We start from the raw sequence: 25,786 nt of genomic DNA on the forward strand, positions 1-25,786 counted from the left end.
AACCGCCCTTCATGGGCGGTTTTTTGTGGACGGCTATTTGAGGCGCGCCGATCAGCTAGGCCTCTTCCACTTCCCGCGTATCCCATCGCTGTGCCTTGATCGCCTTGTAAAGCATGCCGATGGTCAGTGGCAGCTTGTTCCCCCGTCCCTTGGCCCTGCGCTTTTGAAACACATCGAACCCTTCCGGCTGAAAATAGCGGTAGGCGTCGTAGTCGATGAGCTCGATGGCGAACCGCTCCTCCAGTGCTTCCATCAGGTGTCGGGCGTCCGCGCCATCGCAACCCAAGTCGAGATTGATCGCAGTGCCCAGGCGAATCGTCTTGCGTTCAGGCAGGCCGATTTCTTCGTGGAGCAGTTCCATGAGTTGGCGCATGGCATGGTCATCGGGGAAGTCTGGCGCAAGGTGCATGATGAAATGTCCAGAATAGAAGAGGTGCGTCTGTACCGGTGAAAGTTTAGGGGGAAATCGTTGCCCGTTGGAAAAAGAAGGACGCTGCAATCAAGAAATCGCAGGCGTCGCGGTTGTGGTTTTGACCATCGCGAGGATTGGCGGGTCGTCAGGGAATTTCATGCATCCGCCCAGTAGTAGGGACAGCATCAGGACGGTAGGTAGATTCAGTTTGTGCGTCATGGTCATTTCCTTTTTCAAACTGCGAACCGCGGGCGTCCTGCCGTTGGTGGGGCAGGTGTAAAATGTTCATGGGTATCGCGAGTCGATTGCTGCCAGGCTCGCGAGCGATAAGGGTTTGGGTTCAGTCAGCCATCTGTTCAGGCATGCGTAGTGCGGCGGCCTCAAGGTCCATCAATCCTCTGCCATAGGCTTCGCTGTTGGCATAGATACCTGTGCGGTTGGCTGTCGCCAGCAGATGTTCGCGTATCTGCTGCGGGCTGAGTTGCGGGTGAAGGCTTTGTAGCGCCGCCAGTGCGCCACTGACCAACGCGGCGGCGGGAGATGTGCCAGCGGTCTGCACGTAGCGGCCGTCCTTGCCAACAGTGAGCAGGCCGGCCTGTGCACCGGCGTCGCCGCCGGGAACGGCGATGCACCAGGCGGCTGCGACGCCGCAATAGTTGGATTTGCCATTGATGGCGCTGCCGTCGTTCTTCAACGCCACCACTGCGATCCAGCCTTTTTCCAGTTCTGGCAATGCGACCGGCAGTCCTGGCTCGGCCAGGGGCTCGCGCTTGAGTTCGTTACCGGTGGGGAAGACCAACACGGCGCCGTCCGCGACCAGTTTTCGAGCGACGGCCAGGGAGTCGGGCATCACCTGGTTGTAGCGTGCCTCATTGATCTCGGTGGCGGGAATGGCATTGGCCCACGAGTTGTTGAACAGCCGGGCACCCTTGTCAAAACCACTTTGCCAGGACCGGGCGATTTCGCTGTCGAAGAAAAACGGCTCGTTGTCGTCGCCAAAGCGAAAGGGGATCAACCGCGCATTGAACGCGATGCCGTGCATGCCCCGGTCGTCCTTGTTGGCGGCAAGAATACCGGCCATCTGCGTGCCATGACCGATGCGGTCAACGGTGCCGGGACGGTCTTCGACATGGTCGAATCCAGGATCACCCAGTCTGCCCTCGAACTCCTCGAGGCTGGCGTTGAGCCCCGAGTCGATCAATGCCACGACAACATCCTGGCCAGTCCCGCCACGAGCGTAGAGCGCTGATGCCTTGACGACAGCCAAGCCTTGTTGAGCGTGATACTCCGGGGTTTCGAACCGGGCAGGATCCACGCCGGGTGGCTCGGGGACGGTCAAGCAACCGGCGAGCAATGAGGCCGACGTGATCGTCAGCGCGCGTAGAGCGGAAAATGGGTGTGGCATGGTTCGTTCCTTGAAGAATTGAAATCGAGCGTCAGGCTTCCTGGCCTTGACGTACAGCAGGAGCTTTCGGCGCACCTTACCGTGCTGGCGAAATCGGGACGAGACATCAAATTGCCCGGATTTGTATCTGCTCGTGGCAAGGCGAAGGCGCTCGACGCTGTATCATCCAGTATCGTTTTTACCCCCGACCTTTTCTCGACGCGCTGCGTTGTCCCGCTAGTCTTTGGGGCTCGCAGCAGTCAAAGGAGCGACCGCGCATGCACAGCACCCTGGAACAGGTTTTCGGTTATCCACAGTTTCGTCCCGGTCAGGAGGCGGCCATCGGCGCCGTACTGGCCGGTCGGTCGGCGGCGGCCATCTTCCCCACCGGCTCGGGCAAGTCCCTGTGTTATCAATTGCCGGCCCTGCTCCTGCCGCACCTGACCCTGGTGGTTTCGCCACTGCTGGCATTGATGCAAGACCAGTTGACGTTCCTCAAGCGCCACGGCATCGCGGCGGCCAGTATCGATTCGGCACAGAGCCGTGACGAAGCCAACGACGCCATGGCGCGGGCCCGTTCGGGCGAGTTGAAGATCCTGATGATCTCCGTGGAGCGCCTGAAGAACGAGCGCTTTCGCAATTTCCTGCAGCAGGTGCCGATTTCGTTGCTGGTGGTGGACGAGGCCCACTGTATTTCGGAATGGGGGCATAACTTCCGACCTGACTACCTCAAGCTTCCCGATTACCAGCACCAGTTCAATATTCCCCAGGTATTGCTGCTGACGGCCACCGCCACGCCCAAGGTCGTCGCCGACATGCAGGCGAAATTCGCCATTGCCGCCGCCGATGTGGTGACGACCGGCTTCTACCGACCGAACCTCAATCTGTTGGTCGAGCCCGTGCCGGGTGCCGACAAGCGCGCACGGCTGGTGCAGTGGTTGAGCGAGCGTGCCGGGCAGCCGAGCATCGTCTACGTCACCTTGCAGCGAACCGCCGAGCAGATCGCCGAGCACCTGGGCCGGCACGGTATCGAGGCCGAGGCCTATCACGCCGGTTTGCCCCATGAGCAACGGGAAGCCATCCAGCGGCGATTCATGGGCGGGCAATCCAATTGCATCGTCGCCACCATCGCTTTCGGCATGGGCATCGACAAGAGCGATATCCGCAACGTCGTGCATTTCGACCTGCCCAAGTCCATCGAGAACTACAGCCAGGAAATCGGCCGGGCCGGGCGCGACGGACAGCCATCGGATTGCCTGGTACTGGCCAATCGCGACAGCCTCAACGTGCTGGAGAACTTTGTGTATGGCGATACGCCGGAGCTCGCAGGCATTCGTTGCGTGCTCGACGAACTGAAAGCCGCCGCCCCCGATGGGCAATGGGAGTTCTTGCTGGGCCCGCTGGCGGACCAGAGCAACATCCGCCAACTGCCGCTCAAGACGTTGCTGGTCCAGTTGGAGCTGCGCCGGCTGATCGCGCCGCGCTATGCCTATTTCGCGGAGTATCGCTTCAAGTTCCTGACCGAGCCCCAGGAGCTGCTGGAGCGCTTCGAAGGTGAGCGCAGGGACTTCGTCGCGGCCATCATCCAGACCTCCAGTCGCGCCCGGAGCTGGGCCACGGTGGATTTCGACGGGATGCACCGGCAGTACCACGCTGAGCGTAATCGGGTGGTCAAGGCGCTGGATTATTTCCAGGAGAAGGGCTGGATCGAACTGGAAAGCAAACAGATGACCGAGGTGTACAGCGTGCTGGAAGCGGATCTGGATGTGCAGGCCTTGAGTGCCGAGCTGCATGCCTATTTCACCCGGCACGAACACGGTGAAATCGAGCGGATCCACGCCATGCTCGAATTGTTCGCCACCGACCGTTGCCTGGGTCATCGCTTGGCGCAGTATTTCGGCGACGACAGTGCGCCACACCTGTGTGGTCATTGTTCGGTGTGCCATGGGCAGGTCGCTCGCCTGCCGGAGCCGCCTGCGCTGCCGGCGCTTGTGGATAAAAGCTTCGGGGCGTTGTGTGGCGATTTTATCCACAAGCATGAGCAGCACAGCGGCAGCGTGCCGTCTGCCGAGCGCCTCACCCGCTTCCTGTGCGGGATCAGTGTGCCGCTGTTCACCCGATTGAAGGCGCGGAAGATCCCTGGGTATGCCGCGCTGGAAGCGTATCCATACGCGGAAGTTCGCCAGTGGACTCAAGCGCACCTGTGAGCTGCATCCATCCGCTGAATGCCCTTCATCACACGAATAAATTTCAAAAACGTTCGGCGGCTGACTAAGGTGAAGGCTGTCTTCGGATCGCCAACAAGAGAGCCAACATGAGCCAGACACCTTTCGATATTCAGCGCGCCGCGGTGGTCGGTGCAGGCACCATGGGGCGGGGCATCGTGATGTGCCTGGCCAACGCCGGCGTGGCGGTGCAGTGGGTCGACAACAATCCGCAGATGCTCGAGCAGGCACTGGTTGCCGTGGCCGAGACCTATGCCCATGGTGTGCGCCAGGGCCGTATTGACCAGGGTGAGGCAGATGCGCGGATCGCCCGGGTGACACGGGCGGATGATTACGCGGCGATCCGTGAGGTGGACCTGGTGATCGAAGCGGTCTACGAAAACCTGGAACTCAAACAGACCATCTTTCGCGAGCTGGACGGCCTGCTCAAGCCCGGGGCCATCCTGGCGAGCAACACGTCGGCGCTGGACATCGATGCAATCGCCGCCGTCACCCGCAGGCCAGCCCAGGTCCTGGGCCTGCATTTCTTCAGTCCGGCACACATCATGAAGCTGCTGGAGATCGTTCGCGGCGCACAAACCTCCAAAGCGGTGCTGGATGCGGCCCTGGTGCTGGGCCAGCGCATGGGCAAGGTCAGCGTGATATCAGGCAACTGCCATGGCTTCATTGGCAACCGGATGCTTCATCCGTATGTGCTGGAAGCGCGCAAGATGTTGCTGGAGGGGGCGTTCCCCCATCAGGTGGATGCGGCGTTGCAAGGCTTCGGTTTCGCCATGGGGCCGTTTCGCATGTACGACGTCGTTGGCATCGACCTGGAGTGGCGTGCCCGTGAGCTGGCGGGCAAGGGCCAGGATGCGCCCGAAGTGCAGGTGGACAATCGTCTGTGCGAGCTGGGACGGTTCGGCCAGAAAAGCGGCAATGGGTATTATCACTACGAGCCGGGCAGTCGACAGGCCGAGCATGATGTCGAGGTCGATGCGCTGGTGTTGCGGGTCAGTGAGGCGCTGGGCTTCCAGCGTCGCGAGATCGGCCCGGAGGAAATCCTCGAGCGCTGCTTGCTGGCGCTGGTCAACGAGGGGGCGAAGATTCTGCAGGAAGGCATTGCCGAGTCGGCCCACGCGATCGACCTGGTCTACCTCAACGGCTACGGCTTCCCTGCGGACAAGGGCGGGCCGATGGCCTGGGCTGACGGGCAGGGGCTGGAAGCCATCCACGCACGCCTGCTGGAGCTCGAAACGAAGCAGGGCGACCAGTGGAAGCCCGCGCGCCTGATCGGCGAGCTGGCGGCGCAGGGCAAGGGTTTCGCGCAGGCCTGAGCCCCGTGCCACGTCAAGACCATCGAACAACCGTAAAGGACAGCTGATGCCCCAACGCAACGAATACCCACACTTGCAGCCCATCATCACGCGCTGGCACGACAACGATGTGTACGGTCATGTCAACAACGTCACCTACTACAGCTTTTTCGATACCGCTGTGAATACCTACCTGATCGAAGTCGGCGGCCTGGATATCCATGATGGAGACGTGGTGGGGTTCGTGGTGAGTTCGGCCTGCGACTACTTCGCCTCGATCGCCTTTCCAGACCGGATTGAAATCGGCCTGCGGGTTGGCAAGTTGGGCAGCAGTTCGGTGCAGTACGAGCTGGCGGTGTTCAAGGCGGGCGAGGAGGAGGCTTGTGCGGCGGGGCGTTTTGTTCACGTATTCGTGGATCGGGCGTCGAATCGGCCGGTGGCGATTCCGGATCGGCTACGTGGGGCGTTGGAGCGGTTGGTGGTCTGAAACAAAAAATCGCAGCCTCCTGTCAGCGCTGGGCGCTGTCGGAGGCTGCGATCTTCAACGGCTGGTATCGATCAGCCGTTAGTCGCGGTAGTGGCGATGATGTTTTTTGCGGTGCCCATAGGCATGGCCGCGACCTGGGTGGCCGTCACGGTAGTAGCGACGATCACCACGGCGATCGTCATAACGGCGGTCATCGTCATCGTCCTTGCCCATGTAGTTACCCAGGGCGCCACCCGCGCCACCGCCCGCCGCCGCACCGATCAGGCTGCCGGTGCTGCCACCGACGCTACGGCCGACCACGTTGCCGCCGGCCGCGCCCAGCGCGCCGCCGATCGCCGCTTCGCCGCGGCTGTGTTTGTCTGCGCCGACCGCACTACCGCCCGCACCGCCCAGCGCCGCGCCGATAGTGGAACCGGTGTTGCCGCCCAGGGACTGGCCGACGACCGAACCCAAAACCCCGCCCAATGCGCCGCCCACACCTGCTTCGGCAGTACCACCGGCGCAAGCGATGCCACTGGCCAGGCTAAGGGACAACAAGAGAATGGAGGAGAACTTCATAGAGGAGCCTCAAAGGGATGACGGCGCGATCCTGAGGCTCGCTTCGCTTGCTTACAATCGAAATCCGACGAGTAACACGACTTGTGCACAATTCTCTAAGTTATTGTTTTTTGGTGGGAACTTAAGGCTGATCAGTCGGTCTTTAGCTACTTAAGACGGGCCGTTTTCCAGGGGAAACGGCCTTTTTTGTGGGCGCTAGAAAAGTACGCTCATGGGAGCGAGCTGTGTGGGAGCAAAGCTTGCTCCCACACAATCCAATCGCCTCGCCAATGAACTGTGTGTCAGGCCGACTTGGCCAGGATCAGTCCACTCTCGCTCGCCTTTTCCAGGCGGATCGCAACGAATTTCGACGTCGGCGTGTGGCTGCCGTCGCCCGTGCTTTCCAGGGGCACCAGCGGGTTCACTTCAGGGTAGTAGGCCGCAGCCTGCCCGGCCGGAATGTCGAACGCCAGCAGGGTAAAACCCTTGACCCGACGTTCGCGACCGTCATCCCAGAGCGAGACGATGTCGGCTTTCTGGCCCGGCTTGAAGCCCAGGCGAATGATGTCCGCTTCGTTGGCGAACAACACGTCACGCTGGCCCTTGACGCCGCGATAGCGGTCATCGAGGCCATAGATGGTGGTGTTGTACTGATCGTGGGAGCGCATGGACTGCATGATCAGGTCGGGCAACTGGCCGGTGGCACGGGTGCGTTCATGCACCAGGTCGCTCGGCAACAGGTTGGGCTTGAAGTTGGCGCGGCCCGACGGGGTGTTCCAGCGACGCGCACCAGCGCTGTTGCCCAGATAGAATCCGCCGGGGTTTTTCAGCTTTTCGTTGAAGTCCTTGAAGCCGGGTATGGTATCGGCGATCAGGTCGCGGATGCGACTGTAGTCGGCCACCAGCCAGTTCCAGTCCACCGGACGGCTACCCAGCGTGGCGGCGGCGATACCGGCGATGATCCACGGTTCGGAGCGCATCTGGTTCGACAGCGGCTGCAACTGGCCGAATGAGGCATGCACCATGCTGAAGGAGTCTTCCACCGTCACCGCTTGCGCACCTTCGGTTTGCAGGTCGATGTCGGTGCGGCCCAGACACGGCAAAATCAACGCGTCCTTGCCGTGAGCCAGGTGGCTGCGGTTGAGCTTGGTACTGATCTGCACCGTCAGGTCGCAATTGGCCAAGGCCTGGAAGGTTCGCTGGCTATCCGGCGTGGCTTGGGCGAAGTTGCCGCCCAGGGCGATGAACACCTTCGCCTGGCCGTCGGCCATGGCGTGGATCGCCTCGACCACGTTGTGGCCGTTTTCCCGCGGTACCTTGAACTGGAAGCGCCGCTCCAGCGCGTCGAGGAATGCCGCCGGTGGGCGTTCGTTGATGCCCATGGTCCGGTCGCCCTGCACGTTGCTGTGGCCGCGAACCGGGCACAGGCCTGCGCCCGGCCGGCCAATGTTGCCGCGCAGCATCATCACGTTGGCGATTTCCTGGATGGTCGCCACCGAATGACGGTGCTGGGTGATGCCCATCGCCCAGCACATGATCACGTTCTCGCTTTTGGCGTACATGCGCGCCGCCTGCTCGATTTCGACCAGGGTCAAGCCCGATTGCTCGAGGATCTGTTCCCACGGCGTATCGTCGACCGCCGCCAGGTAATCCAGCACGTTGGTGCTGTGTTCATTGATGAACGCGTGGTCGAACACCGACGCCGCGCCGCTGTTCTGCGCCTCACGCTCCCATTGCAGCAGGAACTTGGCCATGCCGCGCAAGATCGCCATGTCGCCACCCAGGGCCGGGCGGAAATACGCGGTATTGGTTGGCTTGTCACCGTTGGTGAGCATTTCGAGCGGATGTTGTGGATGCTGGAAACGCTCCAGGCCACGCTCCTTGAGCGGGTTGATGCACACCACTTGGGCGCCGCGCTTCACGGCCTCGCGCAGTGGCTCGAGCATCCGCGGATGATTGGTGCCAGGGTTCTGGCCCCAGACGAAAATCGCGTCGGCGTGTTCGAAGTCGTCGAACGTCACCGTGCCCTTGCCCACGCCCACGCTCTGGGCCAGGGCTACGCCGCTGGCTTCGTGGCACATGTTCGAGCAGTCGGGGAAGTTGTTGGTGCCGTAGGCGCGCACGAACAGTTGATACAGGTAGGCCGCTTCGTTGCTGGCCCGGCCCGACGTATAGAACTCGGTCTGGTTGGGGCTGGACAGCCCTTGCAGGTGCTTGCCGACCAGGGCGAACGCCGCTTCCCAACTGATGGGCTTGTAGCGGTCGGTTTCGGCGTCGTAGCGCATGGGTTCGGTCAGGCGGCCCTGGTATTCGAGCCAGTAGTCGCTCTGCTCCAGCAGCGAGGTCACGCTGTGCTTGGCGAAAAAAGCACCGTCGACGCGACGCTTGGTGGCTTCCCAGTTCACGGCCTTGGCGCCGTTCTCGCAGAACTTGACCATGCCGCTTTCGGGAGAGTCGCCCCAGGCACAGCCAGGGCAGTCAAAACCGCCATTCTGGTTGGTCTTGAGCATCATGCGGATGTTTTTCAGCGCGTTGTCGCTGGTCAACCAGGCCTGAGCGACACTGATCAGCGCACCCCAGCCACCGGCCGGGCCCTTGTAGGGCTTGTAGCGCGGTACGGGTTTCTGGTCGGCTTGTTGATGATTGCTCACGCTTGTTTCTCCATCGCAGGGCTGTAGACCCGCGGCGCACTTTTTTGCGGCAGGTGGATGAGGTTGAGGTTGTGTTGGCGGGCCCACTGCACGGCGAGGCCCGTGGGCGACGACAGGCTGACCAGCGTCTGGATGCCGGCGCGCAGTACTTTCTGGATCAGTTCGAGGCTGCAACGGCTGGTGACGATCGCCACGCCACCGGCCACCGGAATCTGTTGCCGGATCAACGCGCCGATCAGCTTGTCGAGGGCGTTGTGCCGGCCAATGTCTTCGCGGCCCAGCAGCAATTCACCCTGGGCGTTCATGAACAACGCCGCATGGACCGCGCCGCAATGTTGGCCCAGGGGCTGGAACTGGCTGATACGGTCACGCAGGCCATCGAGCCATTGCGCCGCGGGCAGTGGTGCGCCGGGCAGCACCTTGAGGTTTGGCAAGGCCTGTTCCACCGCTTCCACGCCGCACAATCCGCAGCCACTGGTGCCCGCCAACTGCCGGCGTTGCTGCTTGAGGTTCCAGAAGGCGCGGTTGGCGATGGTCACCTGGGCATAGTGCGCGGCACCCGTGCCGCTCAGTTGCAGGTCATAGATGTCCGATGAATCTTCGATGATGCCGCTGCCGAGGCTGAAACCGACGATGAAGTCTTCCAGGTCGGTGGGGGTGACCAGCATGACTGCCTGGCTGATGCCGTTATAGGCAATCGCCAGCGCCACTTCCTCGGCCAGCGCGGTGCTGTCCGATTGGGAGTGGTCCAGATTGCAGTAGCCATAGCTCTGGCTGGCGACCGGCGTGGATGTTTCCATCGCTGGCGCTGGACTGACCGGAGGCTTGTCGTTCATGGGCATCACTGAAAGTAGGAATAGTGTTAAGACTAAATGCGGCAATCTGCCACGTCTAATCGCTATTACTGATCTTCCAATAGATGACGTCGATCAAGAAGTCGTCGCTGATTTCTGGTAGAGGGCAAAACAGGCCTCTGCCAACGCCGAGCGGGGGGCACCGCGCCGCATGATCAGGCCCAGCGGGACTAGCGTCTGGGCGTTTTCAATGGGTTGGATGCGCAAATCCTCGGTCAGGACGTCCAGGCCGCTGTCCAGGGGCATCACCGCGCAACACAGCCCGCCGTGCACAGCTTGTAACAATTGGTGCACCGCGTCGGTTTGTAACAGCGGTTGGGGCGTCAGGCCCCGGCTGTGGAAGTTGTGGTCGATGGACTGGCGAAAATGCATGCCGCTGGTGAGCATGCCCAAGGGCAGTTCGATCAGGGCTTCCCAACTCAGCGGTTGTTCACCGAAAAAGAAATAACGCTGGTCGTAAAGCAGGCCCATGCGGGTGGGGCTGAAGGGCAGGGCCTCGAAACGTTCGTTGTCCAGGCGTTCCAGGTAGGAAACACCCAGGTCGATGCGGTTGTTCGCCAACTGTTCGAGGATGCGTTCGGAGCTCAGGGACGACAATTCGAAACGCAGGCTGGGGTGCTCGGTGTGCAAGCGCTGCATCATCGCCAGCGGGTCGAAGTCCGACAACGGCACCACGCCCAGGCGCAGCGTACCCACCAGGTTGCCCCGACAGGCCGCCGCTTCGGCCTGCAGCCCATCATAGGCCGCCAGCACCGTGCGCGCCCAGGCCAGCACCCGTTCGCCCGGCGCGGTGAAGCCTTCAAAGCGCTGGCCGCGGTTGACCAGCGGCAGGTCGAGTTCTTCTTCCAGGCTACGCAGGCGCATCGACAGCGTCGGCTGGGTGATATGGCAGCGTGCGGCGGCCTGGCCGAAGTGACGGGTTTCGTCCAGCGCGATGAGAAATTTCAGCTGCTTGATGTCCATCTTCGCTCCAGGGCGCGGGAAGATCCGGATTCTAGCGCTTGCGCGTGGCGGGGTCATTGGTCGGCTGGGAGCCGGGTGCGTCCCGCCTGGTCTAGTCTTTGCGTCTGAACACTTAAATCAAGGAGCGTGTGCCATGAGTATCTTTAGTTTTGTGAAGGAAGCCGGTGAAAAGCTGATCGACCTGCTGACCCCCGGCAATGCCAATGCCAGCGAGCAACTGAAAGAGCACATTGAAAAGGTCGGCCTGGGCAATCCGAACGTTCAGGCCACCGTCGAGGGCGACAAAGTCATCGTCACCGGTGAAGTCGCGAGCCAGGAAGAGAAGGAAAAGATCCTGTTGGCGGTGGGCAACATCGAAGGCGTCGGCAGTGTCGACGACCAGATCACCGTGACCGGCCCGGTGGCCAAGGCGGCGCGTTTCGTGACGGTGAAGAAAGGCGACACCCTCAGCGCCATTTCCAAGGCCGAATACGGCGATGCGAACAAGTACAACAAGATCTTCGAGGCCAACAAACCGATGCTCAAAGACCCGAACAAGATCTACCCGGGGCAGGTGTTGCGTATCCCTGAGTAACTTGCAGGCCTGTGTCGCCTTCATCGCGAGCAAGCTCGCTCCCACAGGGGGCTTGGTTCGTCGCGAAACCAATGTGGGAGCGAGCTTGCTCGCGATGAATACGGCGCGGTTCAAAGCCCGGCAATCAAGTCCCGATAATCCCCCAGCGCCTCGAACTCCCCCGTATCCTTCGGCCCCTTGCGACTGTCCGGCTCGCTGACCGCCAACAGGTGCGCCACGCCGAAATCCCGGGCGCTGCGCAGCACCGGCAGGGTGTCGTCGATGAACAGGCTGCGGGCCGGGTCGAAATTCAGGTCGGCTTGCAGTGCGTCCCAGAACTGTGGGTTTTCCTTGGGGAAGCCGTAGTCGTGGGAACTGATCAAGCGTTCGAAGTAGGGGGCCAGTTCGATGCGTTCCAGCTTCAAGGACAACGAATCGCGGTGGGCATTGGTGATCATCACCACGCGTTTGCCGGCCCGCTGGACTGCCGCCAGGAACGTATCGGCGTCCGGGCGCAAGGCGATCAAGTGGGCGGTTTCCAACTTCAGTTCGCGCACCGGCAACTTCAGCTCAGTGCTCCAGAAATCCAGGCAGTACCACTGCAACTGGCCGGCGTTGCGCTCGAACAGGGGTTGCAGCTCCATCTCGGCCATCGCCCGGCTCACGCCATGCAGTTCGGCGTAGCGCTGGGGCAGGTGTTCGAGCCAGAAATGGTTGTCGTAATGCAGGTCCAGCAGGGTGCCGTCCATGTCCAGCAGAACCGTATCGATCTCATGCCAGGGCAGCAAGGCCATAAAACTTCTCCAGCGGTAATCGGATATCCGACACAAACAATCAGAATAGGCCGGGTATAGTAGCCTGCTATCGCCCAGGGAGCCGTTTATGCGCCAGAAACCCACCATACTCGATCGCCGGATCGTCGCTACCAGCCGCCTGTTCTGTGTGGAAGAACTGAAATTGCGCTTTTCCAACGGCGTGGAGCGTACCTATGAGCGTCTGGCGAGCAAGGGTGCGGGCTACGGCGCGGTGATGATCGTGGCGATGCTCGACGCCGACCACGCGGTGCTGGTGGAAGAGTATTGCGGTGGTACCGATGCCTACGAACTGTCCCTGCCCAAGGGCTTGATCGAGCCAGGGGAAGACGTGCTGGCGGCGGCCGAGCGGGAGCTCAAGGAAGAAGCCGGCTTTGGCGCGCGACAGTTGGAACACCTGACCGAGTTGTCGCTGTCCCCTGGCTACATGAGTCAGAAGATCCAGGTGGTGCTGGCCACCGATCTGTATGAAGAACGGCTGGAGGGCGACGAGCCCGAGCCGATGGGAGTGGACAAGGTCAACCTGCGTGAGCTCTCGGCCCTGGCGCAGAACCCGCAATTCACCGAGGGCCGGGCCTTGGCGGCGCTGTACCTGGCCCGTGACCTGCTGGCCCAGCGTGGAGCGTTCCTGTCATGACTTTCCCTCATCCGTTGATGGCTCCCGTAGTCGGGCTGGCGCTCCAGGCCGGTGAAGCGATCCTGCCGTTCTGGCGCGCCAACGTGCAGGTCAACCATAAGGCCGACGAGTCGCCGGTGACTGCCGCGGACATGGCGGCTCACGATGTGATCGTGGCCGGGTTGACGGCGCTGGCCCCGGATATTCCGATTCTCTCCGAAGAGGACGCCGATATTGCCCAAGGCGTGCGTGCCGGCTGGCAACGCTGGTGGCTGGTGGACCCGCTGGATGGCACCAAGGAGTTCATCTCCGGCAGCGAGGAGTTCACCGTCAATATCGCCTTGGTGGAACAGGGCCGTGTGGTGTTCGGTGTGGTATCGATGCCGACCAATGGACGCTTTTACGTCGGTGGCGCCGGGTTGGGTGCCTGGCGTGGCGACAAGGGCGGTGTGCCTTTGCCTATCGCGGTTCGTGATGCATTGGCGCCGGGCGAAACGTTCACCGTGGTCGCCAGTCGCCGGCATACCAGCCCGGCGCAGGAACGCCTGCTGGAGGGCTTGAGCGAGAGCCTGGGCGAGCTGCAACTGACCAGCATTGGCAGTTCGTTGAAGTTTTGCCTGGTGGCTGAAGGCGCGGCGGATTGTTATCCCCGGCTGGCGCCGACCTCCCAGTGGGACACCGCCGCCGCCCAGGGTGTGCTGGAAGGCGCGGGGGGCGAGGTGTTGGACTTGAGCGGCGAAGCGTTCTGCTATCCACCGCGGGAGTCGCTGTTGAATACGTCATTCCTGGCGTTGCCGGCCAAAGCGGCGTGGCGTGGGAAGCTGTTGGAGCTGGCTCGCTCTTAAGTCTGGCTCGATCCCTTGTGGCAAGGGGATTGGCTCCCACACAGCGATACCTCGCCACAGGGGCCGGCGGTGTTTCAGCGGTGCAACACGTATTGCCCCTCGAATTGCACCGCGATTTCATCGCTTCCCACGTTCATCACCTGTGTCTGCAACGCCAGCCGCGCCCGGCCATAGCGCCGATACGTGGCCAGGAAGCGTTTCCACAGGTTTTCCTCGGGCGCATCGCAGACAACCGTCGCATCGCGGGTCACTGGCAGCGGATAGCTGATCTGCCCTTCCTGAATCACGATATGCCCGTCTTCGATGCCTTCCTCGCGCAGGGCCAGGTGCAGCCAGCCCCAGCCACCCAGTACGGCGCCGCAATACAGGCTGCCACCGAACATGGTGCTCTTGTGGTTGACGTTGGCCGCCAGCGGCAAGGACAGGCGCAGTTGCCGGGCCTGCCAATCGAGCACCTTGAGGCCCATGTCCCGGGTCAAGGGGATGTCGTGGTGCAGGATCGATTCCAGGTAACGGCTGTCGCGGTTCATTGCGGGGCCTCTTGCTTGACGGGGAAATGACAATAATTCAATCGGACTCATCGGCCGAACCCTGGCTGCTGTCGCCGAAGGTCAGGCCATGCTTGCGCAACTTGTCGTGCAGGGTCTTGCGGGGGATGCCCAGGGCTTCGGCCAGGCTGCGCACCGAGCTGTGGGGGCGGGCCAGTTCGGCGGCGATCAGGGTTTTCTCGAAGTTTTCCACTTGCTCGCTCAAGCCGCCGCTGACCAGTTCCACCGGTGCGCCGGGGCTGCCGTCTGGCGCGTTGTTGTCCAGGGCCAGTTCCAGTCCCAGGGCAAAGCGTTCGGCGGCGTTCTGCAGCTCCCGGACATTGCCCGGCCAACTGTGGCGCAGCAGCAACGCCCGTTGCGCCGGTTGCAATTCGTGGGGCGGCAGGCCATGGCGAGCACTGGCTTCGTTGGCGAAATGCTGGAACAGCATGAGCGCATCCTCGCCCCGTTCGCGCAACGGCGGTATGCGCAGCGGCGCGACGTTCAGGCGGTAATACAGGTCAGCGCGGAAACGTCCCTGGTCGGCGGCCTGGCGCAGGTCTTCCTTGGTCGCGGCGATGACGCGGATATCCAGCGGGATCTGTTGATTGCCCCCCAGTCGTTCCACCATGCGCTCTTGCAGCAGGCGCAGCAGCTTGACCTGGACATCCAGGCTCATGCTTTCGATTTCATCCAGGAACAGCGTGCCACCGTTGGCGAACTCGAACTTGCCGATACGGCGTTTCTGCGCACCGGTAAAAGCACCGGGCTCGTGGCCGAACAGCTCGCTCTCCACCACCGACTCGGCCAGGGCTCCGGCGTTGATCGCCACGAAGGGGCCATTGCGTCGGCTTGAGAGGTCGTGCAAGGCACGGGCGACCACTTCCTTGCCGGCACCGGTTTCACCGAGGATCAGCACGTCGGCGCGGGTGGCGGCCAGTGCCCCGATCTGCTCGCGCAGGCGCAGCATCGGAGCCGATTGGCCGACCAGGCGGGCGCTGAGTTCGTGGCGATCGCTCAGGGCCAGGCGCAGGCTGCGGTTGTCCAGCACCAGGCGGCGCAAGGCCAGGGCCCGGCGTACGCTGTCGAGCAGATGATCGCTGGCGAAAGGTTTTTCCAGGAAATCGTAGGCCCCGGCGCGCATCGCTTGCACCGCCAGCGGCACGTCGCCGTGGCCGGTGATCAGCAGCACCGGCAGTTCCGGGTCCTGGGCGTGGAGTTCGCCCAGCAGTTCGAGGCCGTCCATGCCCGGCATGCGAATATCGCTGACGACCACCCCCGGCCAGTCACGGGGCAGTTGCCCAGCCACGCCCTTGGCTTCGGCCAGGGGCAGGATCTTCAGGCCGGCCAGGTCGAGGGTCTGGCTCAAGGCCTGACGTAGATGGGGATCGTCATCGATCAGCACCACCTCAATCCGGTTATCGATGGTCATACACTTCGGTCCTCGGACGGTTGCAGGCTCACCCCGGGCGCGCCGGCGCGCAGCTTCAGGGTGATCAGGGCGCCGCCTTCCTTGTGGTTGGCGAACGACAGTTCGCCGCCGAAGGCGCGCATCAGGGTGTCGCAGATCGCCAGCCCCAGGCCAAGGCCCTGGGTGCGCGTCTTGGTGGTGTAGAAGGGCTCACCGGCGCGGCCCAGGGCTTCCATGCAAAACCCCGGGCCGTTATCGCGGATGTACAGGTTGACGCCGGTGTCGGTGGCCTGGGCGCTGAGCCAGAGTTTGCGTGGCGGGCCTTTTTCCGTGAGGGCGTCGAGGGCGTTGGCCAACAGGTTGCCGAGCACCTGGCGCAGGCGGGTTTCGCCGGCCTCGACCCACAGTGTGGCGGCCGGCAAGTCGCGGATCAGTTCCACTTCCATGCTGCGCCGGCGTTTGGCGAGCAGCGCCAGGGCATCGTCCAGCGCCGGTTGCAGGGCGACGCTTTCCGGAGCATGGCGATCGCGGCGGGCAAAGGCGCGCAAGTGGGCGATGATCGATGCCATGCGCCCGGTCAGTTCGCTGATCAGCTTGAGGTTGCCGCGGGCATCCTCGGTGCGTTGGTGGTCGAGCAATATCTCGGCGTTTTCCGCGTAGCTGCGAATCGCCGCCAGCGGCTGGTTGAGTTCGTGGCTGATGCTCGCCGACATGGTGCCCAGGGCCGACAGCTTGCCGGCCTGCACCAGGTCATCCTGGGCTCGGACCAACTCCTGCTGGGCCTGCTCGCGCTCCAGCACCTCCTGGCGCAGTCGCCGGTTCAGGCCTTCCAGGTCGCTGGTCCGTTCGGCCACCCGCCCCTCCAGCTCGTGACGGGCCTTGGCTTCGAAGGCGATCCGATCCAGATAATGGCGCCGGCGTTGCATCATCAACCCGAGCAACAGCATCAAGACCAGCAATGCCGCGCCGCCGATGGCGACCACGGTGCGCACCGGACGGTCGATCAGCGTGCGCGGGGCGAGAATGCTCACGCTCCAGCCGGTTTCTTCGATGGATTGGGTCTGGGTCAGCCAGGCGTTGGCATCCAGGTTCAGCGGCTTGGGGTCGCGGGTCGGATAAGGCTGTACCGCGCTGATGGCCTGGCGCTCGTCATCACCTAGCGGTCGAGTCGCGCGAAATCGCCATTCCTGGCGCGACGTGAGGATGACCACGCCATTGTGGTCGGTCACCAGCAACTGTTCCGGGGTCTTGCCCCACAGGCTTTCGGTGTGGTCCAGGTCGACCTTGACCACCAGCACGCCGATGACTTTTTCGCGGTCGTGCACGGCGGCGGCGAAGAAATAACCGCGCTTGGCCGATGTGGTGCCCAAGCCGAAGAAGCGCCCCAGGCGCCCGGCCATGGCTTCGATGAAGTACGGACGGAAGGAGAAGTTGCGCCCGACGAAACTGTCGTGCTTGTCCCAGTTCGACGCCGCCAGGGTCTTGCCGGTGGGGTCCATCAGGTACATGACTTCCGCGCCGGTCTGGGCGCTGATGTTTTTCAGCAGCCGGTTGGCGTTGCCTTGGGTCACGCCGTCGTCCGGGGTCGACAAGACAGCGCGCAAGGCCGGCAGGTCGCCGAGAATCTGTGGCAGCACCTCATAGCGGTGCAGCGTGCCCAACAGGTTGGCGACGTAGAGGTCGAGGGTCTGGCGGTTCTGTCCGGCCAGTTCGCTGCGGTAATAACGTTCGGCCAGGTGCTCGAGCGGCCACAACAACGGCGCCAGGCACAGCGCAAGCAAGGCCAGGCTGCGCCAACGGGGTCTGCGGGGAAGGGTGGAGTTCATGGGCATCGGGCGCCTGTGGTGACAGGCGTATTATGCCTAGTTGCCCCGCAAATACTATTTGTAAGGCCTTACCAGGCTTGTCCGGCAAGACACTGCTGCAACGCGTCTCGCCAGTCGGGTTGGCTCACCGCCCACTCCTCGAGCAGGCGGCTGCAGTCCAGGCGCGAGTTCAGCGGTCGAGGGGCCGGCGTCGGGTAAGCGCTGGACGCAATGGGCTCCAGCAGTGCACACGGCTTGTGTCGTTCGAGCAGGTTTTCGCCGATGGCCTGGGCGAAACCGAACCAGGACGTCTCGCCCCGGGCCGTCAGGTGATAGGTGCCCCAGGCTCCGGGTTGGGCGGCCTGCCAGCGCTCGATCAGTTGGGCGGTGCTGTCGGCAATGGTGCCCGCCCAGGTCGGTGCGCCAATCTGATCGGCCACCACCCGCAGCTGAGGTTTTTCCTGCAACAGGCGTTGCATGGTCAGCAGGAAATTGCGTCCTTCGGTGGAGTACACCCAACTGGTACGCAGGATCAGGTGCTGGCCGCCAGCCTGGCGGATAGCATGTTCGCCGGCCAGTTTGCTGCGCCCGTAGACACTCAGCGGGTTGGGCGTGTCGTCCTCGGTGTAGGGGGCGGGCTTGAGGCCATCGAAGACGTAGTCGGTGGAGTAGTGAATCAACGGGATGCCCAGGTCGAGCGCTGCCTGGGCCAGGATGCCCGGTGCCGTAGCATTGATGGCAAATGCCCGTTCCGGTTCGCTCTCGGCCTGGTCGACGGCCGTGTGGGCGGCGGCATTGATGATCAGGTCGGGGCTCAGGGCCTCGATGGGCGCGCGCAGGGAGTCCGGTTGCGCCAGATCGAGTGGGTCGCTGCCGCGTACGAGCAACTCGCCCATGCCGCTCAGGCGCGACTGGAGTGCCCGGGAAACCTGGCCATTGCGGCCGACGATCAGGATGCGCAGGGGGGTATTCATGGGAACAGGTCTGCCTCGTGCAAGGCCTTGCCGTTCTGGTCCTTGGCCGAGAGGATCGGCGCGCCTTCCAGCTCCCAATCGATGGCCAGTTGCGGATCGTCCCAGCGAATGCAGCGTTCGGCCGAGGGTGAGTAGTAATCGGTGGTCTTGTAGAGGAAGTCTGCCGATTCGCTCAGCACGACGAAGCCGTGGGCAAACCCTGGTGGCACCCACAGCTGCCGATGGTTCTGCGCCGACAGGCGAACGCTTGCCCATTGGCCGAAGGTCGGCGAGCTGCGACGAATGTCCACCGCGATATCCAGCACCTCCCCGGCAGTGACGCGTACGAGTTTCCCCTGGGTCTGTTCGATTTGATAGTGCAGGCCCCGCAACACGCCCCGGGTGGAGCGTGAGTGGTTGTCCTGGACGAACGGCAGGGCGCAGCCGGTCGCCTCGGCAAATGCCCGGGCATTGAAGCTTTCGTAGAAAAACCCTCGATCGTCACCGAAGACTTTCGGTTCGATGATCAGGATGTCCGGCAGACGGGTGGCGATGACGTTCAACGTGTTTCTCCGGCGATCTTGAACAGGTACTGGCCGTAGCCGGTCTTGCCGAAATACTGGGCGCGCTCAAGGATGTGCTCGCGGCTGACCCAACCTTGCTGGTAGGCAATTTCTTCGAGGCACGCCACTTTCAGGCCTTGGCGATGTTCGATGGTCTGCACGTACTGCGAGGCTTCCAGCAGGCTGTCGTGGGTGCCGGTGTCCAGCCAGGCGAAACCGCGGCCGAAGCGCTCGACGTGCAGGTCGCCGCGTTGCAGGTAGGCGTTGTTGACGTCGGTGATTTCCAATTCGCCGCGTTTGGATGGCTTGATGGTCTTGGCGATCTCGATCACGTCGTTGTCGTAGAAGTACAGGCCGGTCACCGCGTAGCTGGATTTAGGCGCAGTGGGTTTTTCTTCGATGGACATCGCCCGCCCTTCCGAGTCGAAGTCGATCACGCCAAATCGCTCGGGGTCCTTGACCCAGTAGCCGAACACCGTCGCGCCACTTGGCCGGTTGATAGCCGTCTGCAATTGCTCGCCGAAATACTGACCGTGGAAAATGTTGTCGCCCAGGATCAGGCACACCGAGTCGCTGCCAATGAACTGTTCGCCGATCAGGAACGCCTGGGCCAAGCCATCGGGCGATGGCTGCTCGGCATAGCTGAAGTGCACGCCAAACTGCTGGCCGTCGCCCAACAGGTTGCGGTATTGCGGCAGATCCTGGGGGGTGGAAATGATCAGGATGTCCTTGATGCCCGCGAGCATCAGCACCGAGATCGGGTAATAAATCATCGGTTTGTCATAAATCGGCAGGAGCTGCTTGGAAACCCCGAGGGTAATCGGGTGCAGGCGGGTGCCGGAACCGCCGGCCAGGACTATGCCTTTCATCATGCAATTGCATCCTTGTTGTCGAGCGAACCCAGGCGCTCGCCCTGATAACTGCCGTCCTGGACGCGCTGGCACCACAGCAGGTTCTCGAGGTACCACTGCACCGTCTTGCGCAGCCCGGTCTCGAAGGTTTCCCGAGGTGTCCAGCCCAGTTCCCGTTCGATCTTGCTGGCGTCGATGGCGTAGCGCAGGTCGTGGCCGGGGCGATCCTGGACGAAGCTGATCAGGTCGGCATAGTGCTCGACGCCTTCGGGTTTGCGTGGCGCCAGCTCTTCGAGCAGCGCGCAGATGCTGCGCACCACGTCGATGTTTTTCTGCTCGTTGTGCCCGCCAATGTTGTACGTCTCGCCGACCGCGCCCTGGGTGACGACTTTGAGCAGTGCCCGGGCATGGTCTTCGACGAACAGCCAGTCGCGCACTTGCTGGCCGTTGCCGTAGACCGGCAGCGGTTTACCGGCCAGCGCATTGAGAATCACCAGGGGAATCAACTTCTCGGGGAAGTGAAACGGCCCGTAGTTGTTCGAGCAGTTGGTCAACAGCACGGGCAAGCCGTAGGTGCGTTGCCAGGCGCGGACCAGATGGTCGGATGCCGCCTTGCTCGCCGAATACGGTGAGCTTGGGGCGTAGGCGGTGGTTTCGGTGAACAGGTCATCCACACCGTGCAAGTCGCCATACACTTCGTCGGTGGAGATGTGGTGGAAGCGAAACGCGCGTTTCTGCGGCTCGGCCAGGGCCTGCCAATAAACGCGGGTGGCTTCCAGCAGGCTGTAGGTGCCCACGATGTTGGTCTGGATGAAGTCTGCCGGGCCATCGATGGAGCGGTCTACATGGGACTCGGCCGCCAGGTGCATGATGGCGTCAGGCTTGAATCGCGCCAGCACCGCACTGACGGTCGCTTGATCGACAATGTCGGCCTGGACGAATTCGTAGCGGCTGTCGTGATCGATGCTGCTCAGCGATTCGAGATTGCCAGCGTACGTCAGCTTGTCGAGGTTCAGGACCTGATGCTCGGTATCGAGAATCAAGTGCCGTATGAGCGCCGAGCCGATGAAGCCAGCACCGCCAGTGATGAGAATGCGCATCCGGTTAAGCCTTTTTCTGTGGGACGACAAAGCATAGGAGCATAGCTTGTCGGCATGGCGGGAGCGGTGCAAGCGAATATCCCCCGACACACTCTCCCCCTATATGGCCCCAGGAGCGCTGTGCATATTTTTGAACAGAGGGGTTGCTTATCCTCCGGCTCAGTGGCGTGATAGGCATCCGAACAAAACCACCTCAGGGGTCGTTGTATGCCACTCGCTACGTTGGTTCACCGTGCCAGTTTGCCAAGCCCACAGATCAGTGCCGAGCAAGCGCTGGTGCTGTTGCGCTTGAATTACGGACTCAGCGGCGACCTGCGACCCCTTGGCAGCAACCAGGACCTCAACTACCGCGTCGACAGCGAGCGCGGGCGCTTTGTGTTGAAAATTTGCCACGGCGACTACGCTGTCCCGGAAATACAGGCCCAGCATGCAGCCCTCAAGCAGTTGGCCGGACACGACGCGGTGAAAGTCCCGCGGGTGATTTGCGCCAGCAACGGGCTGGACCTGCTGACATTGGACGTCGACGGCCAAGCGATTCACATGCGCCTGCTGGAGTACATCGACGGCCAGTCCCTCACGCAACTCAAGCACCTGGCACCCGAGCTTGTAACGGGCCTGGGCCGCCTGTGCGCGGAAATGGACCTGGCCCTGGCGACATTCGACCACCCGGGCCTGGAGCGCACCCTGCAATGGGACGCGCGCCATGCCCCGGCCCTGGTCGAGTACCTGTTGCCTGTCATCGAGGATGAACAACGGCGCCATCTGGTCGCCGAGGTCGCGCAACAGGCCGAGCGGCGCTTGCAGCCGCTCAAGGCCAGCTTGCCGGTGCAGGCGATCCACATGGACATCACCGATGACAACGTGGTCTGGCAGCGCGATGCCCAGCGCCAGTGGCAATTGCAGGGCGTCATCGATTTCGGCGACCTGGTCCGTACCTGGCGCATCACTGACCTGTCGGTGACGTGCGCGGCCCTGCTGCATCACGCCGACGGCGATCCGTTCTTCATCTTGCCGGCGATCAAGGCCTACCACGCGGTCAATCCCTTGCAGCGCCAGGAGCTGTTGGCGCTGTGGCCACTGATCGTGGCGCGCGCCGCGGTGCTGGTGCTCAGCGGTGAACAGCAGGTTTCCATCGATCCGGACAACCAATACAGCCGCGACAACCTGGCCCATGAATGGGAGATTTTCCGAGTGGCTCACTCGGTGCCCTTCGAACTGATGGAAGCGGCGATTCTCACCGCCGTCGGCCACAGCCTGCCGGCCATTGCCAGCGAGGGTTTTGCGCCGCTGTTGCCGACCTTGGTGGGGCGTGAGTTCGCCCTGATCGACCTGGGTGTGTTGAGCCCGCATTTCGAGGCCGGCAATTGGGAGCAGCCGGGAATCGACCAGCGCCTGCTGGACGAAGCCGCCGGGCTTCACGGCCTGGCCGCCAGTCGCTACGGGCAGTACCGTTTGTCTCGCACCCGGCCGGACAGCGCCGTCGACCCCGACACTTATCCGTTGCACGTGGCGTTGAGTGTGCCCCAGGGCACGCCGCTCGAATCGCCGTTCGCCGGGGTTGTGCACAAGGCCGCCGACGGCATGTTGCAACTGGACAGCGCGCAGTTGAGCGTGCGCTTGTGGGGCGTGACGTCGCCGCTGCATTCCGGGGCGGCGCTGGTCAAGGGGCAGGTGCTGGGTGAAGTGACTGGGCCTTTGCAGGTCCAGTTGTGCCGGGGCGCCCAGGTGAATCCGCCGCTGTTCTGCACGCCCTCCAGGGCCCTGGCCTGGCAGGCGCTTTGCCCTTCGCCGGCGGTGCTGCTGGGGCTGGCCTGCGATGCCGAGCCGGAGGTCGATCCCGAGGCACTGCTGGCCCGCCGCGATGCGAGCTTCGCCCGTTCGCAGAAACATTATTACGTCGATCCGCCGCGCATCGAGCGTGGCTGGCGCAACCACCTGATCGACATGCAGGGCCGCTCGTATCTGGACATGCTCAACAACGTCGCCGTGCTGGGCCACGGCCATCCACGCATGGCGGCGGTGGCTGCCCGGCAATGGTCGCTGCTCAATACCAACTCGCGTTTCCACTATGCGGCGATCGCCGAGTTTTCCGAACGCCTGCTGGCGCTGTCGCCGTCCAACATGTACCGGGTGTTCCTGGTCAACAGCGGCACCGAGGCCAATGACCTGGCGATCCGCCTGGCCTGGGCCTACAGCGGCGGACGGGACATGCTCAGTGTGCTGGAGGCCTATCACGGCTGGTCGGTGGCCGCCGACGCGGTGTCGACGTCCATCGCCGATAACCCCCAGGCCCTGAGCAGCCGCCCGGACTGGGTGCACCCGGTGACCGCCCCGAACACCTACCGCGGCGAGTTCCGCGGTCCCGACAGTGCGCCGGACTACGTGCGCAGCGTCGAGCACAACCTGGCGAAAATTGCCGAGAGCAAGCGTCAGCTTGCCGGCTTCATCTGCGAACCGGTGTACGGCAACGCCGGTGGGATCGCACTGCCGCCCGGTTACCTGAAGCAGGTCTACGCGATGGTGCGCGAGCGCGGTGGGGTCTGTATCGCCGACGAGGTGCAGGTCGGGTACGGGCGCATGGGCGAGTTTTTCTGGGGCTTCGAAGAACAAGGCGTGGTGCCGGACATCATCACCATGGCCAAGGGCATGGGCAACGGCCAGCCGCTGGGTGCGGTCATCACCCGCCGGGAAATCGCCGAGGCACTGGAAGCCGAGGGGTACTTCTTCTCGTCGGCCGGTGGCAGCCCGGTCAGTTGCCAGATCGGCATGGCGGTGCTGGATGTCATGGAAGAAGACAACCTCTGGGAAAACGCACGGGTGGTTGGCGGGCACTTCAAGGCTCGACTGGAGGCCCTGATCGACCAGTATCCATTGGTCGGTGCGGTGCATGGTTCCGGGTTCTACCTGGGCGTGGAACTGATCCGAGATCGCGAGACCCTGGAACCGGCCACTGAAGAGACCATGGCGCTGTGCAATCGCCTGCGGGAGTTGGGGATCTTCATGCAACCGACGGGCGATTATCTGAACATCCTCAAGATCAAACCGCCGATGGTGACCACGCGTCAGAGTGTGGATTTCTTTGTCGATATGCTGGCGAAGGTATTGGACGAGGGGCTGTAATCGATCTGGAACGCCAAGCTGTTCTCCTGTGGGAGCGAGCTTGCTCGCGATGACGGTGCTTAAGCCAATATCTACGTGGCTGATTCACCGCTATCGCGAGCGAGCTCGCTCCCACAGGGTTTAGTGTTACTTTTCAAATCGATTTTTGTCGGTGTTTTACGCTGTTTTTTGATGGTGTTTAGTTTCTGTGGCTTTATTAGTCGATATTTATCGTTTATAAAGTTGCCACTGCCCATCGCCCAGGAGATGACCCATGACAACGTTGCACAGCACTCCGCGCGCGGATGGTTTCCATATGCCTGCCGAATGGGCGACCCAGACCCAGGTCTGGATGATCTGGCCCGAGCGTCCGGACAACTGGCGCCTGGGCGGCAAGCCCGCGCAGGCCGCCCACGTGGCGGTCGCCAAGGCCATCGCCCGTTTTGAACCGGTGACTGTGGCAGTGTCCGCGGCCCAGTACGAAAATGCCCGGGCGCGCCTCGACCTGCCGAATATCCGCCTGGTGGAAATGTCCAGCGACGACGCCTGGGTCCGCGATACCGGCCCTACGTTCGTGATCAATGACAGCGGGGAAGTGCGCGGTGTCGATTGGGATTTCAACGCCTGGGGCGGTTTCGACGGCGGCCTGTATGCGCCCTGGAACCGTGATTCGCAAGTGGCCGGCAAGATCCTCGAGATCGAACGCAGCCCGCGTTATCGCACCGAAGGTTTCGTGCTCGAGGGCGGGTCGATCCATGTGGATGGCGAAGGCACCCTGATCACCACCGAGGAGTGCCTGCTCAACCGCAATCGCAACCCGCACATGAGTCGTGAGCAGATCGAGGCGGTGCTCAGCGCGCAATTGGCGGTGGACAAGATCATCTGGCTGCCGGACGGTCTGTTCAATGACGAAACCGACGGCCATGTGGATAACTTCTGCTGCTACGTGCGTCCGGGCGAAGTCCTGCTTGCCTGGACCGACGACCCGCAAAACCCGAACTACACCCGCTGCCATGCGGCGATGGATGTGCTGCAAAACAGCACTGACGCCAAGGGGCGCCCGTTCACAGTGCACAAAATGCCGATTCCGGGGCCGATGTATGCCACCGAAGAGGAGTGCGCGGGCGTGGATGCGGTGGAAGGTTCCCAGGAGCGCAACCCAACCGTGCGACTGGCCGGTTCCTATGTGAACTTCCTGATCGTCAACGGCGGCATCATCGCGCCCAGCTTCGACGACCCGCTGGACGCGCCGGCCAGGGACATCCTGCAGAGCCTGTTCCCGCAGCACGAAGTGGTCATGGTGCCCGGGCGCGAACTGTTACTGGGCGGCGGGAATATTCATTGCCTTACCCAACAGCAACCCGCGCCGTACGTAAAATGAGTGGCGATGTAACAGCCCGCTGGTAGTGCCTGCGCCGGCCCTGGGTCGGCGATTTTGGATCCATCCCGGCAAGCCCGCGGCCCGATTGGGTCGCGGGTTTTTTTGTATCTGTTCATGGGTGGGCGTGGATACATTGGCATAGCTCTTGTATCGGATCAGCGGCAGTTCCGGGAATGGAGCTGAGTTGTTTTGTCATAAACCTTGGATAAATTAGCCGCTCATCAACCAGGAGAGGGCGCTGGAATGAATATGACAAGCGAGCGCACATGCCATCCCTTGGCCGTTAATGGTGAGTCGCTTCAAGCCTTGGCGCAGTGGTTGAAGTCCAACGGAACGCGTCAGATCAGAGAACCTGATCCGCGCCGGATGATCGTTGAGCGTTACCCCGCTGGCTTGTTCAGCGAGGCTGAGTTGGAAGCGTTGTGGGATGTGATGCAAGGATAGAATTCGACGGATTGATAA

24 protein-coding genes are annotated in these 25,786 nt (G+C 62.5%); 9 read left to right on the plus strand and 15 right to left on the minus strand.

Annotation, left to right across the window (positions count from 1 at the left end):
* Nucleotides 1-55: 55 nt before the first annotated feature.
* The 3 genes from BLU85_RS16605 to BLU85_RS16610 form a co-directional block, all read right to left on the minus strand.
* On the minus strand, nt 56-409 hold the full coding sequence (locus BLU85_RS16605; protein WP_060739667.1) for a DUF1493 family protein: 354 nt from the start codon (nt 407-409) through the stop codon (nt 56-58).
* A gap of 90 nt (nt 410-499) precedes the next feature.
* Nucleotides 500-631: a hypothetical protein gene (locus BLU85_RS31425; RefSeq protein WP_256326549.1), complete on the minus strand. Its 132-nt coding sequence runs from the start codon at nt 629-631 to the stop codon at nt 500-502.
* Nucleotides 632-752: 121 nt separating this feature from the next.
* Nucleotides 753-1,817, minus strand: coding sequence for a S8 family peptidase (locus tag BLU85_RS16610; RefSeq protein ID WP_092201262.1), 1,065 nt, complete (start codon nt 1,815-1,817; stop codon nt 753-755).
* A 257-nt stretch (nt 1,818-2,074) separates the two neighbouring features.
* Between BLU85_RS16610 and BLU85_RS16615 the strand changes: the two genes are divergently transcribed.
* The 3 genes from BLU85_RS16615 to BLU85_RS16625 all read left to right on the plus strand — a co-directional run bounded on the left by BLU85_RS16615 (nt 2,075) and on the right by BLU85_RS16625 (nt 5,803).
* Nucleotides 2,075-4,003, plus strand: coding sequence for a RecQ family ATP-dependent DNA helicase (locus BLU85_RS16615; RefSeq protein WP_092201260.1), 1,929 nt, complete (start codon nt 2,075-2,077; stop codon nt 4,001-4,003).
* Nucleotides 4,004-4,110: 107 nt separating this feature from the next.
* Nucleotides 4,111-5,337, plus strand: coding sequence for a 3-hydroxyacyl-CoA dehydrogenase (locus tag BLU85_RS16620; RefSeq protein ID WP_092201258.1), 1,227 nt, complete (start codon nt 4,111-4,113; stop codon nt 5,335-5,337).
* Between the two features lie 46 nt (nt 5,338-5,383).
* Nucleotides 5,384-5,803, plus strand: coding sequence for an acyl-CoA thioesterase (locus tag BLU85_RS16625; RefSeq protein ID WP_092201256.1), 420 nt, complete (start codon nt 5,384-5,386; stop codon nt 5,801-5,803).
* Nucleotides 5,804-5,881: 78 nt separating this feature from the next.
* Here BLU85_RS16625 and BLU85_RS16630 read toward each other — a convergent pair whose 3' ends face one another.
* The 4 genes from BLU85_RS16630 to BLU85_RS16645 all read right to left on the minus strand — a co-directional run bounded on the left by BLU85_RS16630 (nt 5,882) and on the right by BLU85_RS16645 (nt 10,808).
* Nucleotides 5,882-6,361 (minus strand): glycine zipper domain-containing protein, encoded by a 480-nt coding sequence (locus tag BLU85_RS16630; RefSeq protein ID WP_072409178.1) that lies wholly within the window; start codon nt 6,359-6,361, stop codon nt 5,882-5,884.
* Nucleotides 6,362-6,642: 281 nt separating this feature from the next.
* Nucleotides 6,643-8,991, minus strand: coding sequence for an FdhF/YdeP family oxidoreductase (locus BLU85_RS16635; RefSeq protein ID WP_092201254.1), 2,349 nt, complete (start codon nt 8,989-8,991; stop codon nt 6,643-6,645).
* Entirely contained in the window at nt 8,988-9,827 is an 840-nt protein-coding gene (gene fdhD / locus BLU85_RS16640) for a formate dehydrogenase accessory sulfurtransferase FdhD (protein ID WP_092201252.1), read from the minus strand. The genes BLU85_RS16635 and fdhD overlap by 4 nt, the downstream gene beginning before the upstream one ends.
* Before the next feature lie 93 nt (nt 9,828-9,920).
* Complete coding sequence (locus tag BLU85_RS16645; protein ID WP_060739659.1) at nt 9,921-10,808, minus strand: LysR family transcriptional regulator; 888 nt, start codon at nt 10,806-10,808, stop codon at nt 9,921-9,923.
* A 133-nt stretch (nt 10,809-10,941) separates the two neighbouring features.
* Between BLU85_RS16645 and lysM the strand changes: the two genes are divergently transcribed.
* Nucleotides 10,942-11,382 (plus strand): peptidoglycan-binding protein LysM, encoded by a 441-nt coding sequence (gene lysM / locus BLU85_RS16650; RefSeq protein ID WP_092201250.1) that lies wholly within the window; start codon nt 10,942-10,944, stop codon nt 11,380-11,382.
* Nucleotides 11,383-11,492: 110 nt separating this feature from the next.
* Here lysM and yrfG read toward each other — a convergent pair whose 3' ends face one another.
* Nucleotides 11,493-12,155, minus strand: a complete 663-nt coding sequence (gene yrfG, locus BLU85_RS16655) for a GMP/IMP nucleotidase (protein ID WP_092201248.1) — start codon at nt 12,153-12,155, stop codon at nt 11,493-11,495.
* A gap of 88 nt (nt 12,156-12,243) precedes the next feature.
* Here yrfG and nudE point away from each other — a divergent pair, with 88 nt between their 5' ends.
* Both nudE and cysQ read left to right on the plus strand, forming a co-directional pair.
* The gene (gene nudE / locus BLU85_RS16660; protein ID WP_053117370.1) at nt 12,244-12,810 is read left to right on the plus strand and encodes an ADP compounds hydrolase NudE; all 567 of its coding nucleotides are present in this window, start codon (nt 12,244-12,246) and stop codon (nt 12,808-12,810) included.
* Complete coding sequence (gene cysQ, locus BLU85_RS16665) at nt 12,807-13,634, plus strand: 3'(2'),5'-bisphosphate nucleotidase CysQ (RefSeq protein ID WP_092201246.1); 828 nt, start codon at nt 12,807-12,809, stop codon at nt 13,632-13,634. Before nudE ends, cysQ begins: the two co-directional genes overlap by 4 nt.
* A 74-nt stretch (nt 13,635-13,708) precedes the next feature.
* Here the strand turns inward: cysQ and BLU85_RS16670 are convergent, their stop codons facing one another.
* The 7 genes from BLU85_RS16670 to rfbB form a co-directional block, all read right to left on the minus strand.
* Nucleotides 13,709-14,164 carry a YiiD C-terminal domain-containing protein gene (locus BLU85_RS16670; protein ID WP_092201244.1) on the minus strand — a complete coding sequence of 152 codons (456 nt, stop codon included), beginning with the start codon at nt 14,162-14,164 and terminating at the stop codon, nt 13,709-13,711.
* A 37-nt stretch (nt 14,165-14,201) separates the two neighbouring features.
* Entirely contained in the window at nt 14,202-15,593 is a 1,392-nt protein-coding gene (locus tag BLU85_RS16675) for a sigma-54-dependent transcriptional regulator (RefSeq protein WP_092201242.1), read from the minus strand.
* Entirely contained in the window at nt 15,590-17,398 is a 1,809-nt protein-coding gene (locus BLU85_RS16680; protein ID WP_092201240.1) for a sensor histidine kinase, read from the minus strand. Before BLU85_RS16680 ends, BLU85_RS16675 begins: the two co-directional genes overlap by 4 nt.
* Before the next feature lie 68 nt (nt 17,399-17,466).
* A complete protein-coding gene (gene rfbD / locus BLU85_RS16685) occupies nt 17,467-18,351 on the minus strand; it encodes a dTDP-4-dehydrorhamnose reductase (protein WP_092201238.1) in 885 nt (294 codons plus the stop codon).
* Nucleotides 18,348-18,893, minus strand: a complete 546-nt coding sequence (gene rfbC, locus BLU85_RS16690; RefSeq protein ID WP_092201236.1) for a dTDP-4-dehydrorhamnose 3,5-epimerase — start codon at nt 18,891-18,893, stop codon at nt 18,348-18,350. Before rfbC ends, rfbD begins: the two co-directional genes overlap by 4 nt.
* The gene (gene rfbA / locus BLU85_RS16695) at nt 18,890-19,765 is read right to left on the minus strand and encodes a glucose-1-phosphate thymidylyltransferase RfbA (protein WP_092201234.1); all 876 of its coding nucleotides are present in this window, start codon (nt 19,763-19,765) and stop codon (nt 18,890-18,892) included. The genes rfbC and rfbA overlap by 4 nt, the downstream gene beginning before the upstream one ends.
* Entirely contained in the window at nt 19,762-20,844 is a 1,083-nt protein-coding gene (rfbB, locus tag BLU85_RS16700) for a dTDP-glucose 4,6-dehydratase (RefSeq protein WP_092201232.1), read from the minus strand. The genes rfbA and rfbB overlap by 4 nt, the downstream gene beginning before the upstream one ends.
* A 207-nt stretch (nt 20,845-21,051) precedes the next feature.
* On the opposite strand from rfbB, the gene BLU85_RS16705 reads away from it, so the two are divergent.
* The 3 genes from BLU85_RS16705 to BLU85_RS16715 all read left to right on the plus strand — a co-directional run bounded on the left by BLU85_RS16705 (nt 21,052) and on the right by BLU85_RS16715 (nt 25,768).
* Nucleotides 21,052-23,964, plus strand: coding sequence for an aminotransferase (locus BLU85_RS16705; RefSeq protein ID WP_092201230.1), 2,913 nt, complete (start codon nt 21,052-21,054; stop codon nt 23,962-23,964).
* Between the two features lie 253 nt (nt 23,965-24,217).
* Complete coding sequence (gene aguA / locus BLU85_RS16710; RefSeq protein ID WP_092201228.1) at nt 24,218-25,324, plus strand: agmatine deiminase; 1,107 nt, start codon at nt 24,218-24,220, stop codon at nt 25,322-25,324.
* Between the two features lie 243 nt (nt 25,325-25,567).
* Nucleotides 25,568-25,768 carry a hypothetical protein gene (locus BLU85_RS16715; RefSeq protein ID WP_057449186.1) on the plus strand — a complete coding sequence of 67 codons (201 nt, stop codon included), beginning with the start codon at nt 25,568-25,570 and terminating at the stop codon, nt 25,766-25,768.
* The last annotated feature ends 18 nt before the right edge of the window (nt 25,769-25,786 follow it).

The sequence above is a fragment of the Pseudomonas sp. NFACC14 genome (assembly GCF_900106885.1).
GTDB lineage: Bacteria > Pseudomonadota > Gammaproteobacteria > Pseudomonadales > Pseudomonadaceae > Aquipseudomonas > Aquipseudomonas fluorescens_AA.

Bases quoted from the DNA above. Each gene is read 5' to 3' on its own strand.
- BLU85_RS31425 (WP_256326549.1), bottom strand. From the start codon at position 631: ATGACGCACAAACTGAATCTACCTACCGTCCTGATGCTGTCCCTACTA.
- aguA (WP_092201228.1), top strand. From the start codon at position 24,218: ATGACAACGTTGCACAGCACTCCGCGCGCGGATGGTTTCCATATGCCT.
- rfbA (WP_092201234.1), bottom strand. From the start codon at position 19,765: ATGATGAAAGGCATAGTCCTGGCCGGCGGTTCCGGCACCCGCCTGCAC.
- BLU85_RS16705 (WP_092201230.1), top strand. From the start codon at position 21,052: ATGCCACTCGCTACGTTGGTTCACCGTGCCAGTTTGCCAAGCCCACAG.
- BLU85_RS16605 (WP_060739667.1), bottom strand. From the start codon at position 409: ATGCACCTTGCGCCAGACTTCCCCGATGACCATGCCATGCGCCAACTC.
- BLU85_RS16615 (WP_092201260.1), top strand. From the start codon at position 2,075: ATGCACAGCACCCTGGAACAGGTTTTCGGTTATCCACAGTTTCGTCCC.
- rfbB (WP_092201232.1), bottom strand. From the start codon at position 20,844: ATGCGCATTCTCATCACTGGCGGTGCTGGCTTCATCGGCTCGGCGCTC.
- yrfG (WP_092201248.1), bottom strand. From the start codon at position 12,155: ATGGCCTTGCTGCCCTGGCATGAGATCGATACGGTTCTGCTGGACATG.
- BLU85_RS16670 (WP_092201244.1), bottom strand. From the start codon at position 14,164: ATGAACCGCGACAGCCGTTACCTGGAATCGATCCTGCACCACGACATC.
- BLU85_RS16675 (WP_092201242.1), bottom strand. From the start codon at position 15,593: ATGACCATCGATAACCGGATTGAGGTGGTGCTGATCGATGACGATCCC.
- nudE (WP_053117370.1), top strand. From the start codon at position 12,244: ATGCGCCAGAAACCCACCATACTCGATCGCCGGATCGTCGCTACCAGC.
- cysQ (WP_092201246.1), top strand. From the start codon at position 12,807: ATGACTTTCCCTCATCCGTTGATGGCTCCCGTAGTCGGGCTGGCGCTC.
- BLU85_RS16620 (WP_092201258.1), top strand. From the start codon at position 4,111: ATGAGCCAGACACCTTTCGATATTCAGCGCGCCGCGGTGGTCGGTGCA.
- BLU85_RS16680 (WP_092201240.1), bottom strand. From the start codon at position 17,398: ATGAACTCCACCCTTCCCCGCAGACCCCGTTGGCGCAGCCTGGCCTTG.
- BLU85_RS16625 (WP_092201256.1), top strand. From the start codon at position 5,384: ATGCCCCAACGCAACGAATACCCACACTTGCAGCCCATCATCACGCGC.
- lysM (WP_092201250.1), top strand. From the start codon at position 10,942: ATGAGTATCTTTAGTTTTGTGAAGGAAGCCGGTGAAAAGCTGATCGAC.
- BLU85_RS16645 (WP_060739659.1), bottom strand. From the start codon at position 10,808: ATGGACATCAAGCAGCTGAAATTTCTCATCGCGCTGGACGAAACCCGT.
- rfbD (WP_092201238.1), bottom strand. From the start codon at position 18,351: ATGAATACCCCCCTGCGCATCCTGATCGTCGGCCGCAATGGCCAGGTT.
- BLU85_RS16610 (WP_092201262.1), bottom strand. From the start codon at position 1,817: ATGCCACACCCATTTTCCGCTCTACGCGCGCTGACGATCACGTCGGCC.
- fdhD (WP_092201252.1), bottom strand. From the start codon at position 9,827: ATGAACGACAAGCCTCCGGTCAGTCCAGCGCCAGCGATGGAAACATCC.
- BLU85_RS16715 (WP_057449186.1), top strand. From the start codon at position 25,568: ATGAATATGACAAGCGAGCGCACATGCCATCCCTTGGCCGTTAATGGT.
- BLU85_RS16630 (WP_072409178.1), bottom strand. From the start codon at position 6,361: ATGAAGTTCTCCTCCATTCTCTTGTTGTCCCTTAGCCTGGCCAGTGGC.